The organism is Novosphingobium olei (genome assembly GCF_012927405.1).
Taxonomy (GTDB): Bacteria; Pseudomonadota; Alphaproteobacteria; order Sphingomonadales; family Sphingomonadaceae; genus Novosphingobium; species Novosphingobium olei.
This window is the reverse complement of record NZ_JABBGM010000002.1, coordinates 58,892-74,977: the sequence shown is the minus strand read 5'-3', so window position 1 is coordinate 74,977 and position 16,086 is coordinate 58,892. Positions and strand designations below refer to the sequence as shown.

Sequence of the window (16,086 nt, the reverse complement as noted above, 5' to 3'; positions counted from 1 at the left end):
CCAAGCCGCCGAGCATGGGAGAGATTTTCGATGACCACGATTTCCGCAGCGTTGGCGCGCGTGTCCCAGCCCGATCGCCTGTTCATCGGCGGACGCTGGATCGATGTGGCGGGAAGCGCGCGGCTGCGTCCGGTCAATCCGGCGACCGAGCAGCCGCTGCAGGATGTTGCGGCAGCCGGCCCTGCCGAAGTGGACAAGGCGGTGTCCGCCGCCCGCGCCGCGTTCGACAACGGACCTTGGCCCCGCATGAGCCCGGCCGAGCGCGCCGCCGGGATGCGCCGCCTGTCCGCAGCGCTGGCCCGGCGCGGCGCGGCGGCCGATGCGTGCTGGCTGGGCCAGGTGGGCGTGCCCGCATGGATGGCCAGCGGCGCCAGCGCCGGCGCTGCCGGCCTGCTCGACATGTATGCCGCGATGGCCGAATCCTACGCCTTCGAACGCGTCGGCCCGGCGCAGGGCATCGCGTGCGACACCGCCGTGGTGGTGAAGGAGGCGGTGGGCGTGGTGGCGGCGATCGCGCCGTGGAACGGGCCGCTCGCCTCGCTGCTGGTCAAGCTCGCGCCCGCGCTGGCCGCTGGCTGCACCGTCATCCTCAAGCCTTCGCCCGAGACCCCGCTCGAAGCCTTCCTGCTGGCCGAGGCGGCCGAGGAAGCCGACCTGCCGCCCGGCGTGATCAACCTGCTGCCCGCCGACCGCGAAGCGTCCGACCTGCTGGTGCGCCATCCCGGCGTCGACAAGGTGGCCTTCACCGGATCGACAGTGGTGGGCCTGCACATCGCGCAAGTCTGCGCCGCCCGCATGGCGCGCTACACGATGGAACTGGGCGGCAAGTCCGCCGCGATCGTGCTCGACGACTACGACCCCGCCGCGCTCGGCCCGGCGCTCGCCCCGCTGATCACGCTGCTGTGCGGGCAGGTCTGCATCAACTTCAGCCGCGTGCTGGTGCCCCGCGCGAAACATGACGCCTATGTCGAAAGCCTGGCCGCGGCGATGAAGGCGGTGGTCGTGGGCGATCCCGAAGCGGCGGGCACGATGATGGGGCCGCTCGCGATGGCGCGCCATCGCGACAAGGTGTTTTCCTATGTCGAGCAGGGCCTGGCCGAAGGCGCCCGGCTGGCGACCGGCGGGGTGCGCCCGCAGGCGCTCGAACGCGGATACTTCATCGAGCCGACCGTCTTTGCCAACGCCACCAATGCCATGGCCATCGCGCAGGAGGAAATCTTCGGCCCGGTGACGGCGGTGATCCCCTACGACAGCGAGGAGGAAGCCATCGCGATCGCCAATGCCAGCGACTTCGGCCTGTCGGGCGGGGTGTTCACCCACGACACCGACCGCGCCTATGCCGTGGCGCGCCGCATCCGCACCGGCACCTTCACCCAGAACGGGCGCGAGTTCGACCTGACCAATCCGTTCGGCGGGTTCAAGAAATCGGGCATCGGCCGCGAGGGCGGCGTCGAGGGGCTGGAAGCGTTCTGCGAGACCAAGACGGTGTTCCTGCCCAGGGCGCCGGCCATCCTGCAGGGCTGAGGGCGCGCCGGGAGAAATGCCAATCGGCCCCGGGGATCGGCGATCCCCGGGGTGCGACCCGAAAGGCTTCAGAGCACCGCGTTGGCGAAGATCGCCGAGCTGACCGTGGGCGCGCCCGGCCCGCCCGCCAGCAGGCAGGTGCGTGCGCCGGCAACAGGGTTCGCGCTTTCGCCGCGCAATTGCCGCACCGCTTCGATGGGCAGGCCGATCCCGTGGATGAACCCCTGCGCCAGGTTGCCTCCGGCGGTGTTGACCGGCAGAGCGCCGCCCTGGGCGATGAGGTTGTCGAAACGGATCACCTCCGCGGCGTTCTCGTAGGTGCAGAAGCCATGGTCGATCAGCGACATGACGCCTTGCGCGTCGAAGTTTTCATAGAGCTGGACGCAGTCGATGTCGGCCGGCGACAGGCCGGTCTGCGTGTAGAGGTCGCGCGCCACGGCGCGGAAGCCGCCGGTGGCGTAGAGGTCGTCGGCGTCGTTCTCCATCAGATCGCCCCAGCCCGCTTCGGCCCCTTGCGCGCAGCCGAGCAGGTAGACCGGCGGCTTGGCAAGATCGCGCGCACGTTCGGCCGAGACCAGCAGCAGCGCCCCTGCCCCGTCGTTTTCGCGGCTGCAGTCGTAGAGGCGGAAGGGTTCGGCGATCCAGCGGCTGGTGCGCAGCGTTTCGATGTCGAAATCCTGCCCATAGGCGACGGCTTCGGGATTGGTGCGACCGTGGTGGTAGGACGCGCGTACCAGATCCTCGACCAGCGCGGGATTCACGCCGTGGTGTTCGAACAGGCGCTGGGCGCGGATCGCGCACATCTGCGCGGGCGCGACGAGACCGGCCGCAAGCAGGTGATCGTTGAGGTGGTGCGCCATGACCGCGGCGGACATGCGCCCGCTCGCCCCTTCGGCAAGGGCACGGAACACGATGACCGCGCTCGCCTGGCCGGACAGGATCGCCGCCGCCGCGACGCCGAACGCGCCGGCAATGCCGCCGCCGCCTCCGCCCCACACCGCCGCCGAATAGGACAGGCGGCGCGTGCCGAGATCGGGCATCAGGCGGACGGGTTCGTTCTTGTCATCGCCATAGGAGACGAAGCCGTCGACCTCGGCCGGATCGAGGCCCGCTTCGGCGCAGGCATCGAGGATCGCTTCAACCAGCAGGCTGCGTTCGGGCAGCGGCGCGGCGCCGCGCTTGAACTGGCGCAGGCCGACGCCCGCAACCGCCGTGGTGCCGTACAACGGATGGCTGGTCATGCGGTGCGGCTCCAGATGATGGCGGGGATGCGGTCGTCACCGACCAGAGTTGCGTCGATCCGGCCGGTCAGCGCTTCGCCGATGCGCGGATCGGCAGGCGCCGGATCGTCCATCCGGCCCATCAGTCGCACGCCGCAGTCCGCGACCTCGGCGACGATGCTGACATAGGGCACGTCGAGGCTTTCGGTCATGCCGAAGCGGTGCCAGGTCCGCGTCCACGAATAGAGCGTGGCCTTGAGCGGACGCTCTTCCCAGACGACACCGATGTGCCCGCACGCGGCGCAGCGATGCCCGGCAGGCCAGGCCCAGCGCGCGCAATGCGCGCAGCGCGGCAGGAGCAGGCGGCCCTGTTCAAGGCCCTGCCAGTAGGGGGCGTCGGCCCCGTCAAGGCGATGGTTCATTTGGGTTCCCAGGCAATTGGCAGCGATTCGAGCGCCATGACCGTGCCGGTGCGGAACGGCCGAGGATCGTCGCTCGCCAGCCGGAACGACTTGACGCGCTTGAACCATTCTTCGGCCAGCACGCGGATTTCCGCGCGCCCCAGCACATGGCCGATGCACAAGTGCGGGCCGGTGGAAAAGGTAACGTGCGCCGCCTTCTTGCGGTCGATGTCGAACACGTTGGGAGAGGCGAACTTGCGGTCGTCGCGGCTGCCGCAGGGCAGCAGGTTGAGCACCATCTCGCCTTCGCGGAAGGGCACGCCGAGCAGGTCGATGTCCTTGACGACAAGGCGCGGGGTGTTGACCACGCCGAACAGGCGGACGGCCTCGTCGGCAAACGCGGTCGACAGGCCGGCCGGATCGGCGGCGAGGCGGGCCTGCAGATCGGGCATCTGCGCCAGCTGCTGGAAAGCGAATCCGGTGACGTTGGTCACCGTGTCCATGCCGCCGAGGAAGAGCACGAAGCTCATCGCGAGGATCTCCTCCTCGCTCATCCGGCGGCCGTCTCCCATGTCAGCCTCGATGAAGTGGCTCATCAGCTTGCCATCGGGTGCGCTGCGCTTTTCATCGACGAGGCCCTTGAGGATGCCGAGGATCTGGCCGCTCAGCGCCTCGATCCTCGCCGCATCGTGCTGGTTCTCGAAGAAGGCCTCGGCAATCGCGCGGAATTCCTGGAGGCGCGACAGGTCCATGCCCATCAGTTCCATGAACACGCTGACCGGGAACACCTTGGCGACGTGCGCCATGAAATCGAACTCGCCCCCGGTGGCGAGCGCATCGTCGATGATCGTGGCCGCCCATTCGTGCAGGCGGGGCTCCATCGCCTTCACCGCGACCGGGCCGAACAGCGGCGACATGGCGCGGCGATAGGGCAGGTTTTCGGGCGGATCGAGGCTGAGCGGGATGAAGAAGGGCGGATTGGGCACGCGCGGGATCTGCATCTCGCGCACCGAGAAGTGTTCGGGATCGCCCGCCACGGCGGCAATCGCATCCATGCGGCGCACCATCCAGTGCCCGCCGTTGAGCGGGGTCCAGAAGATATCGGGCGCCTGCGCCAGCGCCGCGGCATAGGTGCCCTGGACATCGCTGCCGACGCGTTCATCGCCATAGATGTCGAAATCGAACACGAGATCGGCGGGTACGTGCGGCGGGATGGCCCGCGAAATCGCAGCAGTTTCGGTCATGGTTTCGCTCCTTGGTCGGAGATGATCAGCGAACTTTGGGAAGGCGTTCGTGCGCGCCGGCATAAGCCTCGCGCACCGCCGGCTTGGACAGCTTGCCGGTGGCAAGGCGCGGCAACGGCTCTGCCGAGAAGGCGACGTAGCGCGGTACCTTGTAGTTGGAGAGGTTGGCGTCGCAGTGGCGGATCAGCGCCGCGACATCGACTTCGGCCGCACCGTGGTAGACCACCAGCGGGGTTTCGCCGAACTTCGGGTCGGGCGCGGCGATGGCCAGCGCCTCGGTCACGCCCGGGAATTCGCACACCACGCGCTCGACCTCGGCGGCGGAGATGTTGAGGCCGCCGGAAATGATCAGGTCCTTCATCCGGTCGACGAAGGTCAGCAGGCCGTCCTCGTCCAGCACGCCGATATCGCCCGACCAGAGCCAGCCGTCGCGCAGGGCCTTGGCCGTCTCGTCCGGGTTGCGCCAGTAGCCGACCATCATGCCGGGCGAGCGCATCACGATTTCGCCCTGTTCGCCCGGCGCGCAGTCGGTGCCGTCGGGGCGAACGACGCGGATGTCGATGAACGCGCCGCCCCAGCCGCATTTTTCCGGGCTCGCGAGGGCCAGATGCTCTGGCATGATCGTGGCGTTGCCGCCGACTTCGGTCTGGCCGTAGATCTGGCGGATGACGATGCCCTTGGCGCGATACGTTTCGAGCAATTGCCGGCTGACCCGCGCGCCGCCAGCGGTGGCGAGGCGGAGCGAGGACAGGTCCGCCTGTTCGAACTGGGGCAGCGCGGCGATGAATTCGAAGAACGCCGGGACCGCGCCGAAGCAGGTGATCCTCTCGTGCTGGATCAGGTCGAGCGCACGGGCCGGATCGAACTGCGGCTCCATGTAGAGCGTGCAGCCGAGCGTGGTGTAGTGCATCAGCTGGACGAAGCCCGCCGAGGTGTTGAGCGGGGCGAGCGTGATGACCCGGGACCCCGCCGCCGCCGAGGTTTCCTCGACCGACCAGTTGGCGGCATAGGCCGTCATCGTGCGGTTGGTGAAGACCACGCCCTTGGGCTTGGCGGTGGAGCCGGAGGTGGCGATGATCACCACCGCCGCATCGGGTTGGGGATCGTGGGCGACGGCGGTGCGCGCGCCGTGGCGCAGCGCCAGCACATCGTCGAGCGGGCGCGGATCGAGCCCGGCTTCGCGCACGGCGTCCGCCTGGTCGGCCGCTGCGAACACCAGCCGCGGCTCGGTCGTCTCGGCCAGCTCGGCGATCTCGCGCGGCTTGTAGCGGAAATTGATCGGGCTGACGATGCCGCCGGCGCGGATCGTGCCGAAGATCAAAGCAATGTAGGCGAGGCTGTTGGTCGAGCATACCGCGACCCGGTCGCCGGGCTGCAAACCGGAATCCAGCAGCATCGCCGCGACACGTTCGGACCAGTCGCGCAGATCACGATACGTAAGAACGTCGCCATGGAGGATGACCGCCGGCTGTTCGCCGCGCATCCGCGCCCACCAGGCAATCGCATTCGACAAGGTCTGCGCCATCATCTCCCCTCTTTCGCGGTCCTTCACCCTTCGCGGGCCGACCATTCCTGCTGACGAACGGACGCTAACGCGGGCGATACCTAATGACAATAGATTTTGTTGCGGCCAGAGCAAACTCCACTTGCGAAGCGCTGCGCAAGCTGTCAATCTATGGTCATTAGATAGATCGTGCAGGCGGCACGGCGCGTGGGGAAGAGATCGCGTGAAGAGCTTTGATTACATCATTGCCGGTGCAGGTGCGGCTGGTTGCGTGCTGGCCAACCGCCTTTCGGCCGATCCCTCGATTCGGGTCTGCCTGATCGAAGCGGGTCCGCGCGACACGCACCCCTTCATTTCGATGCCCAAGGGCCTGGCCAAGGTGATGAACGATCCCAAGCACCTGTGGGCCTATGCCAGCGCGCCCGAAGCGTCGACGGCGGGCGCTTCGGAGACGTGGGTGCGCGGACGCGTGCTCGGCGGGTCAAGCTCGATCAACGGCATGATGTACGTGCGCGGACAACCCGCGGACTTCGACGCCATCGCCGAGCTGACCAGCGACGACTGGTCGTGGCGGCACATCGGCGCGGCTTATGCCGCGCTGGAAAGCCACGAGCTTGGCGCGGGCGACACGCGCGGCGATTCGGGGCCGCTCAAGGTATCGATGCCGACGTTGCAGGACGAACTGTCCGAGGCGCAGATCGCGGCCGGCGCGGCGCTGGGCTGGCCGCGCAAGGCCGACGTCAACACGCCCGACAACGGCGAGGCGATCGGCTATACCCCGCGCACCATCTACAAGGGCAAGCGGCAGAGCGCGGCCACGGCGTTCCTGCGCCCGGTCGAAAGCCGGCCCAACCTGACGGTCCTGGTCGAATCGACCGTCGATCGCGTGGTGTTCCGGGACGGGCGCGCTGTCGCCATCGAGATCCTGCGCAACGGCAACCGCGAGACGATCGACTGCCATGGCGAGGTGATCGTCTGCGGCGGCGCGATGGCGAGCCCGGCGATCCTGGAGCGGTCCGGGATCGGCGACCCCGCCCGGCTGCGCGCGCTCGGCATCGCGCCCGTGCACACCGCGCCCGAAGTCGGCGAGAACCTGATCGAGCATCGCGGCCTGATCATGCAGTGGAAGCTGAAGCGGGACATATCGCAGAACAAGGAGTTCGGCGGGTGGCGCCTGCTGCGGTCGGCGCTGCGCTATTACCTGACCAAGAACGGCCCGATGGCGGCGGCCGCCTATGAGCTTGGGGCCTGGTTCCGCACCCGCCCCGGCCTGAACCGCCCAGACGCGCAAATGCTGATCGCGCCGTTCTCGTTCGACTTTGCCAAGAACCGGCAGGACGTCGAACGTCACCCGGGCATGCACGTGGTGGTCTATGCGCTGCGCCCGACGTCGCGGGGTTCGATCCACATCAACACCACCGATCCCGACGCCGCGGCCACCTTCAGCCCGAACTATCGCGCCAACGATGCCGATCGCACGGCGATGATCGGCGCGGTGCGCGTGGTGCGGCAGTGGGCAGCACAGCCCCCGCTTGCCGCGCTGATCGAGGAAGAGACGATGCCCGGGCCCGCCTATTCCACCGACGCGGAGATCCTGGCCGCCTACGACCGCTTCGGCACCTGTGCCTATCACGCGGTGGGATCGTGCCGGATGGGCAAGGACGAAGGCTCGGTGGTCGATCCACGGACCCGCGTGCGCGGGGTGGAAGGACTGCGCGTGGTCGATACCTCGATCATGCCGGTCATCCCGGCGGGCAACACCCAGGGGCCGACGATGGCCATGGCCTGGCGTGCGGCCGACCTGATCCTTGCAGACCGGAGGCAGCTGGCCCGCGCAGCCTGAGGTTTTGCGAGGCCGCAAGAGCCGATCTGCGTCCAGATTTTTATCCTATGAATGTTAGATTATTGGGGAGGAATGAAAAGATGACCCGTCCAACTATCGGCCGCACACTGACGCTGGGTTCGGCGCTGGCGACGACGCTGGTGCTGCTGGCGCCAGTACAGGCGCTGGCGAGCGAGGATCAGGCCGCGCCTGCACCGGTCACGACCGCCGCCGCGCAGGCGCCTGACGACAACGTATCCACCGACGAGATCATCGTCAGCGCGCGTCGCCGTACCGAACGCCTGATCGACGCGCCCGTCGCCATCACTGCGGTGACCGGCCAGACGCTGAGCCAGTACCAGGCGACCCGCGTGTCCGACATCGCGACGATGGTGCCCTCGCTGATCGCGGGCAAGGCGGCATCGGGCTCTTCGGCGTCGATCTTCCTGCGCGGCGTCGGTTCGACCGCGCTTTCCGCCGGGTTCGACCAGTCGGTCTCGTTCGTCATCGACAACATCGCGATGAGCCGGGGCCGTGAAATCAGCCTGCCGCAGTTCGACATCAAGGGTGTCGAAGTGCTCAAGGGCCCGCAGGCGCTGTTCTTCGGCAAGAACACCACCGGCGGCCTGATCTCGGTGACCAGCAATGGCCCGACCGACCATTTCGAAGCGGGCCTGAAGGGCGGCTATGGCTTCAAGGCGCGCGAACGCTATGTCGAAGGGTTCGTCTCGGGCCCGGTCACCGAAGGAATCACGGCGCGTCTTGCCGGCCGCTATTCGAAGAGCGACGGGGCCTTCACCAACACCGCTGCCGACAGCTACACCAACTATATCCCCGGCCAGTTCCGCACGCGCAATTCGGACCGTCGCGGCTTTGCCGAAAGCTATGGCGTGCGCGGCACGATCGACGCGCAGGTGACCGACAGCTTCAAGCTCGAGCTCAAGGCCGGCCTGACCAGCGTGGTCGACGGTGGCCCGACCGATACGCTTGAGCGCATCTGCGGTGGCGGTCGCACCACGCCGCTGCCGGCCAACGGCATTCCTTCGAGCCCCAACACCGATTGCCGGATCGACGGCCGCGCCGACAGTTCCGCCCTGCCCGTGCAGGTCGCCACGACCGGCATGCGCTATGCCCGCGACGGCAAGCTGTATGGTGATTTCAAGTCGCAGTACGCGGTGCTGACCGGGACGATCGAAAGCGATCCGTTCGACGTCACCTCGATCACCGGGTACTACCACTTCAAGCAGACCGACCTGAACAACGTCAGCGGCGAATCCTACCCCGCCAGCTTCTCGCAGCTCGCCGATTTCAAGCAGTTTTCGGAAGAGATGCGCTTCCAGTCGAAGTTCGACGGGCCGTTCAACATCCTGTTCGGCGCGTTCTATGCCCACGGCAAGTTCGTGTTCAACACCGATGCCTACATCTTCCCGGTGCCGCTCGATCCGATCAACAACACGTATACCACGTTCAAGCGCGACAACGGCTTCAGCACGGATTCGCTGTCGTTCTTCGCCGAAGGCACGCTCAACATCTCGCCCAAGCTCGAGCTTTCGGGTGGTGCGCGCTACAGCCGTGAATCGCGCGACAGCTATCAGCGCTCGCTTCCCGCGCACATCGCCTTTGCCGGCGCGTTCCCGGGCGGGATCTCGCTCAAGGACAAGTACGACGAAGGCAACCTGTCGCCGCAGGTCACGCTGCGCTACAAGCCTTCGAGCGACCTGACGCTCTATGCCGCGTACAAGCAGGGCTTCAAGGCGGGCGGCTTCAACATCTCGCAGGCCCTGACGCCGGCAGCCTCGGTCGCGGCCGGCCGCTACAAGTCGGAAACCGCAGAAGGTGGTGAAGTGGGCGTGCGCGCCTTGCTGCTCGACCGGCACCTGAGCTTCAACCTGACCGCCTATCGCTATGTCTATTCGGACCTGCAGGTGCAGTTCTTCGATCCGGTCACCGTATCGCTCACCGCGGGCAACGCCGGCAAGCTGCGCACGCAGGGGATCGAGGCGGACTTCAACTTCCGCGTGCCTGGTCTCGACGGGCTCTCGCTGCGTGGTTCGGCGGCGTATAACGATGCCGAGTACCAGGACTTCATCGGCCAGTGCTATCCGGGGCAGACGCTGTCGCAGGGTTGCAACCTGCTGCAGGTGGGCGGCGTGGGCAACGCGCAGGACTATTCGGGCCGCACCCCGCCCAAGGCGCCGCACTTCGCGGGCCGCGCCGGCTTCACGTACGAGACGCCGGTCGGCGGCGACCTGTCGCTGCGCCTGAACGGCGACGTCGGCTATACCTCGAAGTACAACTTCACCGACGCGCTGCGCCCCGATGCGGTGCAGAAGGGCTATGCCAAGGTCGACGCCTCGATCAGCCTGTCGGGCAAGGACGGGCTGTGGACCGCATCGCTGATCGGCCGCAACCTGACCAACAAGCTGGTGGTGACCGCGGCCAACGACATCCCGTTCGCCGGCGGCACGGGCACCGGCACCGCCAGCGGTACCGTGGCCGACATGTCCGCCTTCGTCGACAACCCCCGCGAGATATTCGTGGAAGTCGGCTTCAAGTTCTGAATTTCCTCTCCCGGAAGAAGCTGGGGCGGCGCCATTGGCGTCGCCCCTTTTTCGTGTCTGTTCCTAGTTGCGGCCGTAGCGCGTGCGCAGCCCATCGAGAATCACCCGCAGCGCCTCGACAAACACGGTCTCCTCGTCGCTGGGCGCTGCATCGAGCGCGGCGGCGAGCACCGGGAACTGCTCGCGATCGGGCACGGGAGTCGAGGGCGTGTGGTGGCTCGCCGCCGCTGCCGCGAACAGGGTGAAGCCGAACGTGAAGCGCTCGATCGCCTCGAGCACGACGACGTGGGTTTCGGGCGGATAAGGACACGTCGCCAGCGTGCGCTCGTAAGCCGGCAGCACGACCTGACGGGGAAAGAAGCGCAGCGCCAGCGGCGCGGCATTGGGATGGCGCATGGTGACGCGGTAGGTCGCGAGCGCCAGTTCGATCGTGCGCGTCTCCCAATCGTCGGACCAGGTGTCCTGCTCGACATTGATCTTGTGCAGCAACAGCCGCGCCACCTTGACCAGCAGCGCCTCCTTGTCGCGGAAATGGTGGTAGAGCGAAGGCGCCCGGACCCCCATCTGCTGCGCCACCGCCTGCAGGCTCAAGCCCTCCAGCCCCTGGCGATCGATGATCTGCAGCGCCGCCTCGGCCGCTGCCTCGCGCGTGATGAGGGGGGAAGCCGGCCGCCCGGCGCGCGGTACCCGCTTGGCAGGTTCCGCCCCGCCCGGCCCGGATTTCGCCTTCACAGGCTTTGCCACAAGCTTCGCTTCCATCTTCGACCGGTACCCACACAGTTAACTCGCGCCATTTCTAAACACCGTCGATTTCGCTCCTTCAAGCAAGTTCGGGCGCAGGAGGCCGTTCTTTGTAAGGAAGTACTGCTTGCGACCCGCCCATTGCCTTCAGCCGGGCGCCTGCTGCGCCAGCCGGGTCAGGTCGAGGGATTCGAAAACCTCGGTGATGCCCTGTTCGCCATGGCGGGCGAACAGGGTGTATTCGTTCTCGTACGGCAGATCGTTGGCGCGGAATCGCGCGCGGTAGATGAAGCGAACCGCGCTGCATGTGGCCGACCCCGTTTCGTCGAGGATCTCGACCGAGCAATCCGGGTAATAGACCTCGCCCCAGACCGAGCGGTTGAACGCGGATACCGCGTCGATCCCCTTCATCGGCACGGGAAAAGGCAGCGACGGCGGCAGGCTCCATTCCACGTCGGGCGCATAGAGGCCGGCCATTGCCGAAGGGTTGCCGAAATTGCGCACAAGCTGGCCGGCAAGCGTTGGTTCAGTGGCCATCGTTTCCTCTCCACGATCTAGGCGGACAGACTGAAGCAATCCTGCCCGCTGCGCCAGTCGGGACCGAAAACTGCCCGTTCTTTGCCGCGCGGCATTGCAGGGCGGGTTTCGCCGCGAGCCGAACGCGCTCAATCAGGCGGGCAACGGCTGGTGTTCGTGCAAAAGGGCGATCAGTTGCTCCCCCGCCTGAAGCAGGCGCCCATCCGAAAAGCGCGGCCCGACGAGGCTGAGGCCAAGGGGCATGCCGTGGCTGGCGCGGTAGAGCGGCAGGTTGAGGACCGGCAGGTGCAGCAGCGTCCAGTGCTGGTTGAACAGGGGGTTGCCCGGGCCGCGTCCCAGCGGGGCGATCCCCGGCGCGCTCGGTACCAGTACCGCGTCGAACTGCGCGAACAGCGCTTCCACCGCCACCCGCAATTGCGCGACGATGTCGTACGATCTGCGCAGGACGTCGTCATCATAGCGCTCGGGGCTCGCCACGCGCTGGTGGAAATCCTGATGCAGCAGTTCGGGCGCGCGGCGTGCGAGATCGAGAAAGGCTGCCCCGCCTTCGCGATGGAGGATGGCGTGGAAGGCGGGTTCGAGCGCGTCGCACCCACCCGGCAAGTCGATGGCCGCGGTCTCGACGCCACTTGCGGCAAGCCTTCGGGCAGCGTCGGCAAGTGCCGCTCGCGTGTCGGGCTCTGCCTGCTCGAACCAGGGCGTGCGGCAGATCGCGATGCGCAGGGGCCCATTCGGCAGGGAGGCGCGGGCAAATCCGAAGACGTCGGCGACGCACTGGAGCAGGCCGAGGTCGCGCGCGTGGAAGCCGACGGTATCGAGGCTGTTGGCATAGAGCTTCACCCCTTCCCGCGAGATCAGACCCCAGGTCGGCTTGAAGCCGTAGATGCCGCAGAAGCTCGCCGGCCGGATTGTCGACCCGCCGGTCTGCGTCGCCAAGGCGAGGTCGACGTGGCCATCGGCAACCGCTGCGGCAGAGCCCGACGAGGAGCCGCCGGGGGTGCGGGCAAGGTCGTGCGGGTTGGCCGTGGCGGCATCGCGGCCCGCTGCGGCAAATTCGGTCGTGTCGGTCTTGCCGACGATGATCGCGCCGGCAGAGCGCAGCACCGAAACGCAGGGCGCGTCCAGTACCGCGGGCAAGCTTGAGCCCAGCGGCGAATTGTGCCGGGTAGGCATGCCCGCCACATCGATCACATCCTTGACGCCGACAGTCACCCCTTCCAGCGGTCGCTCGCCTTCGCCACTGCCTCCTTCGGAGATCTTCCCGGCCGCATCCGGATCGAGATGTGTCCAGGCGCGCACTTGCGCGTCGCGCACGCCGATGCGCTGCATCGCCGCGCGCAAGGCGTCCTGACGCCCTGGGCGTGTGGAATTGTGTGAGTCCACGGATGTCGCTCCTTTGCACTGGCCCCTGCAGCATCACGGACGACACCCTTAATGTAAAGCTTTTCATTAAGCGGTTGCATTGCCGTGTGCCTTGCTGCAACCGGCGGTCGTTTCCATCCGGTGAGCACCCGACAGCGATGCACAATTCGAGCAAGCATGACGCCCCACTTCTCCGCGTCCTCGTGCTCACCACGCTGGTGCAGGTCATCGCCACGGCGGTGGCGCTGGCGCTCGCGCCAATCGCGCCGCGCGCCGCACTGGGCTTCGGCATCGATGCGCATTATGTCGGCTACCAGATCAGCCTGATCTACATGGCTGGCGCGCTGGGATCCGCGCTCGCCGGGACACTGCTGCAGCGCCACGGCGCCTATGTCATCGAGATCGTAACCCTGCTGCTGTTCGCGGCGGGACTGGTGCTGCTGGCCACCAGCACGCTGTGGATCGGCATCGTGGCATCGCTGCTGATCGGGCTCGGCTACGGCCTGCAGAACCCGGCATCGTCCCAGATCCTCAATGCCGCGTGCCCGCCCGCCAAGCGCAGCGTGGTGTTCTCGATCAAGCAGGCGGGCGTGCCGCTGGGGGCCGTGCTGGCGAGCCTTTCCCTGCCCGCGCTCGATGCCGCATTCGGATGGCAGCGGACGCTGGCTGTGGCGGCCATCGTGCCCGCAGCGCTTGCGCTCAAGCTGTGGGTGGATCATCGCGACGCCCCCCACGCACCGGCCGCTCGCCGGTCGTTCCGGGCGAACTTCCTGGCCGAGCAGCGCCTCGTCTGGAAGTCGCGACCGCTGCTGGTGCTGTCGCTGGTCGGCATGGTCTATTCGGCCGCGCAACTTTCACTGTCGGCCTTCATCGTGCTGATGCTGGTGGAGGATCAGGGCTGGAAGCTGGCGACTGCCGCGGCGGTGGGCGGCGCGCTCCAAGCCAGCGGCGCTGCGGGCCGCGTCAGCTGGGGCTGGCTGGCCGACCGGGCGGGATCGGGCTTCGCGATCCTGGCGCTGATCGGTCTGCTGAGCACGACCGGGCTTTGCGCCCTGCCCTTCCTGATGCGGTTGCCGGTATTCTTGCAGGTGGGCCTGCTGGTGGCGCTGGGCTTCAGCCTGTCGGGCTGGAACGGGGTCGCTATGTCGGAAATCGCCCGCTTCAGCCCGCCCGGGATGACCGGGCAAGTGATGGGCGGAGCGCTGGTCTATACCTTCCTGGGGGTGATGATGGGCCCGTCGAGCTATGCCCTGCTCTACGAGGTGACGGCCCGCTATGACATGACCTTCGCCTGCATCGCGGCGCTGACCGCGGCGGGCGGCCTTGCCAGCATGGCGATGGCCCTGCAGCGCCGGACCATCGCCAAGGGGTAGATCAAAGCAGCTGGCAGGCTTCCTCGAAGGCCAGGCGCGGCAGGCGGTCGAACGGGGTGTCGACGCCGTGTCCGATCGCGCAGAGGAAATTCGATGAAACCGCCGTGCCGGCAAAGAAATCGGCATCGAGCGCCTTCTGGTCGTAACCCGACATCGGGCCGCAATCGAGGCCTAGCGCCCGCGCCGCCAGCATCAGGTAGGCGCCTTGCAGCGTGGCGTTGCGGAAGGCGGTGTCGTGACGCACCTGCGGATCGCCGAACCAGTGCTGCGCGCCGGGATTATGCGGAAACAGCTGCGGGATCTTCTGCGCGAAATCGAGATCCTGCGCGACGATGACGATCGCTGCGGCGTCGATGCTCTTGGCGGCGTTGGTTCCGGACATGTGCGCCGCGACCCGCGCCTTTGCCTCATCGCTCACGCAGAACACGAAGCGCGCGGGGCTGACGTTGGCCGAGGTCGGGCCCATCTTGACCAGATCGTAGAGGTCGCGCCAGGTGGCTTCGGGCAGGGATTCCTTCTGCCAGGCATTGCGCGAACGGGCCTGGGTGAAGAGCTGCGCGAGGGCAGCCTGATCGAGTGGCGATGACACGGGACTTGGGTCTCCTTGTTGGGGATCGGCAAAAAAGGGCAGGCCCGCGCGGTGAAGCGACGGACCTGCCGAGGGCCGGGACAAGCCCGGGTGGATCTGTGTGCGCCTTGAGCCTCAGGCGTTTTCGGAGACGATGTGCGCGCGGCACTCCATCAGCGGCTGAACGCGTTCGGCAAATTCGTCGAGCCCTTGCAGGAAGTCATCGAACGTCAGCATGATGCCCTTGGTGCCGGGGATCGAGGCCGCTTCGTCGAGCAGGCGGGCGACCGTCGCATGGCTGCCGATGAAAGTGCCGATGTTGAAATTGATCGCGCCTTCGGGAAGGTTGATGTGGCGCGCGGTGGAATTGCTGTCGGAGGTCGTGTCCTTCGATCCCTGGTCCGCCATCCAGGCGAGCGCGCCCATGTCGGCGCCGGCCTTGTAGTGCTCCCACTTGGCCATCGCTTCCTCGTCGGTTTCGCCCATGATGACCATGCACAGGATGTAGGCGCCGACGTCGCGGCCCGACTTGCGCGAGGCCTCTACGAGCTTTTCGACGACGGGGGCGTGCTGGCGCGGCTGGTTGATGCCGCCGCAGGTGACGAAGTTGTAGTCACCGTAGTTGGCGACGAAGTCCATGCCCCGGTCGGACTGGCCGGCGCCGACGATCTCGATCTTGCCCTGGGGCTGCGGACCGAGCTTGCAATCGCTCATCTGGAAGTACTTGCCCTGGAAGTCGGACTTGCCGTCCTGCCAGAGGTCCTTGAGGACCTGGACATACTCCTCGGAATAATCATAGCGGTATCCGAAGTAGGCGTCGCCGGGCCAGAGGCCCATCTGATCGTATTCGCCCTTCGCCCAACCCGAGACGATGTTGATGCCGAACCGGCCGGGCGCGATCGAATCGATCGTGGCGGCCATGCGCGCGACGATCGCAGGCGGCAGGGTCAGCACGGCCGTGGTCGCGAACAGCTTGATCCTCGTCGTCACCGCCGCGAGGGCGGACATCAGCGTGAAGCTTTCGAGGTTGTAGTCCCAGAACCTGGTCTCGCCGCCGAAGCCGCGCAGCTTGATCATCGAAAGCGCGAAGTCGAAACCATACCCTTCCGCCTTTTGGACCACCTCGCGGTTGAGATCGAAGCTCGGCATGTACTGTGGCGCGTTCTTCGAGATCAGCCAGCCATTGTTTCCGATGGGAATGAAGACTCCGATTTCCATGTGCACGGTCT

Annotated in this window: 13 protein-coding genes; 4 read left to right on the top strand and 9 right to left on the bottom strand. The window is 67.0% G+C overall.

Translation table 11 applies throughout. From position 1 onward, the window contains the following. The first annotated feature begins 30 nt into the window (after positions 1-30). Positions 31-1,524 carry an aldehyde dehydrogenase gene (locus HHL27_RS04355; protein WP_169492181.1) on the top strand — a complete coding sequence of 498 codons (1,494 nt, stop codon included), beginning with the start codon at positions 31-33 and terminating at the stop codon, positions 1,522-1,524. 68 nt (positions 1,525-1,592) lie between these two features. On the opposite strand, the gene HHL27_RS04350 is transcribed toward HHL27_RS04355, so the two are convergent. The 4 genes from HHL27_RS04350 to HHL27_RS04335 are packed head-to-tail and all read right to left on the bottom strand — an operon-like array spanning position 1,593 to position 5,914. Continuing rightward, a complete protein-coding gene (locus HHL27_RS04350) occupies positions 1,593-2,765 on the bottom strand; it encodes a thiolase C-terminal domain-containing protein (protein WP_169492180.1) in 1,173 nt (390 codons plus the stop codon). Next, positions 2,762-3,166, bottom strand: coding sequence for a Zn-ribbon domain-containing OB-fold protein (locus HHL27_RS04345; RefSeq protein WP_169492179.1), 405 nt, complete (start codon positions 3,164-3,166; stop codon positions 2,762-2,764). The genes HHL27_RS04350 and HHL27_RS04345 overlap by 4 nt, the downstream gene beginning before the upstream one ends. Beyond that, complete coding sequence (locus tag HHL27_RS04340) at positions 3,163-4,389, bottom strand: cytochrome P450 (RefSeq protein ID WP_169492178.1); 1,227 nt, start codon at positions 4,387-4,389, stop codon at positions 3,163-3,165. Before HHL27_RS04340 ends, HHL27_RS04345 begins: the two co-directional genes overlap by 4 nt. A gap of 25 nt (positions 4,390-4,414) precedes the next feature. After that, the gene (locus HHL27_RS04335) at positions 4,415-5,914 is read right to left on the bottom strand and encodes a class I adenylate-forming enzyme family protein (RefSeq protein ID WP_240959375.1); all 1,500 of its coding nucleotides are present in this window, start codon (positions 5,912-5,914) and stop codon (positions 4,415-4,417) included. A 202-nt stretch (positions 5,915-6,116) separates the two neighbouring features. On the opposite strand from HHL27_RS04335, the gene HHL27_RS04330 reads away from it, so the two are divergent. Then, positions 6,117-7,736 (top strand): GMC family oxidoreductase N-terminal domain-containing protein, encoded by a 1,620-nt coding sequence (locus HHL27_RS04330; protein WP_169492177.1) that lies wholly within the window; start codon positions 6,117-6,119, stop codon positions 7,734-7,736. 80 nt (positions 7,737-7,816) lie between these two features. Beyond that, entirely contained in the window at positions 7,817-10,276 is a 2,460-nt protein-coding gene (locus HHL27_RS04325) for a TonB-dependent receptor (protein WP_169492176.1), read from the top strand. Between the two features lie 63 nt (positions 10,277-10,339). Here the strand turns inward: HHL27_RS04325 and HHL27_RS04320 are convergent, their stop codons facing one another. The 3 genes from HHL27_RS04320 to HHL27_RS04310 form a co-directional block, all read right to left on the bottom strand. Beyond that, positions 10,340-11,020 (bottom strand): TetR family transcriptional regulator, encoded by a 681-nt coding sequence (locus HHL27_RS04320; protein ID WP_206069397.1) that lies wholly within the window; start codon positions 11,018-11,020, stop codon positions 10,340-10,342. Positions 11,021-11,164: 144 nt separating this feature from the next. After that, on the bottom strand, positions 11,165-11,554 hold the full coding sequence (locus HHL27_RS04315; RefSeq protein WP_169492174.1) for a nuclear transport factor 2 family protein: 390 nt from the start codon (positions 11,552-11,554) through the stop codon (positions 11,165-11,167). A gap of 132 nt (positions 11,555-11,686) precedes the next feature. Continuing rightward, on the bottom strand, positions 11,687-12,937 hold the full coding sequence (locus tag HHL27_RS04310; protein WP_169492173.1) for an amidase family protein: 1,251 nt from the start codon (positions 12,935-12,937) through the stop codon (positions 11,687-11,689). Positions 12,938-13,074: 137 nt separating this feature from the next. Here HHL27_RS04310 and HHL27_RS04305 point away from each other — a divergent pair, with 137 nt between their 5' ends. Further along, entirely contained in the window at positions 13,075-14,289 is a 1,215-nt protein-coding gene (locus tag HHL27_RS04305) for an MFS transporter (protein ID WP_169492172.1), read from the top strand. Position 14,290: 1 nt separating this feature from the next. On the opposite strand, the gene HHL27_RS04300 is transcribed toward HHL27_RS04305, so the two are convergent. Further along, positions 14,291-14,878, bottom strand: coding sequence for a malonic semialdehyde reductase (locus HHL27_RS04300; protein WP_169492171.1), 588 nt, complete (start codon positions 14,876-14,878; stop codon positions 14,291-14,293). Positions 14,879-14,992: 114 nt separating this feature from the next. Beyond that, entirely contained in the window at positions 14,993-16,075 is a 1,083-nt protein-coding gene (rutA, locus tag HHL27_RS04295) for a pyrimidine utilization protein A (RefSeq protein WP_169492170.1), read from the bottom strand. Positions 16,076-16,086: the final 11 nt, after the last annotated feature.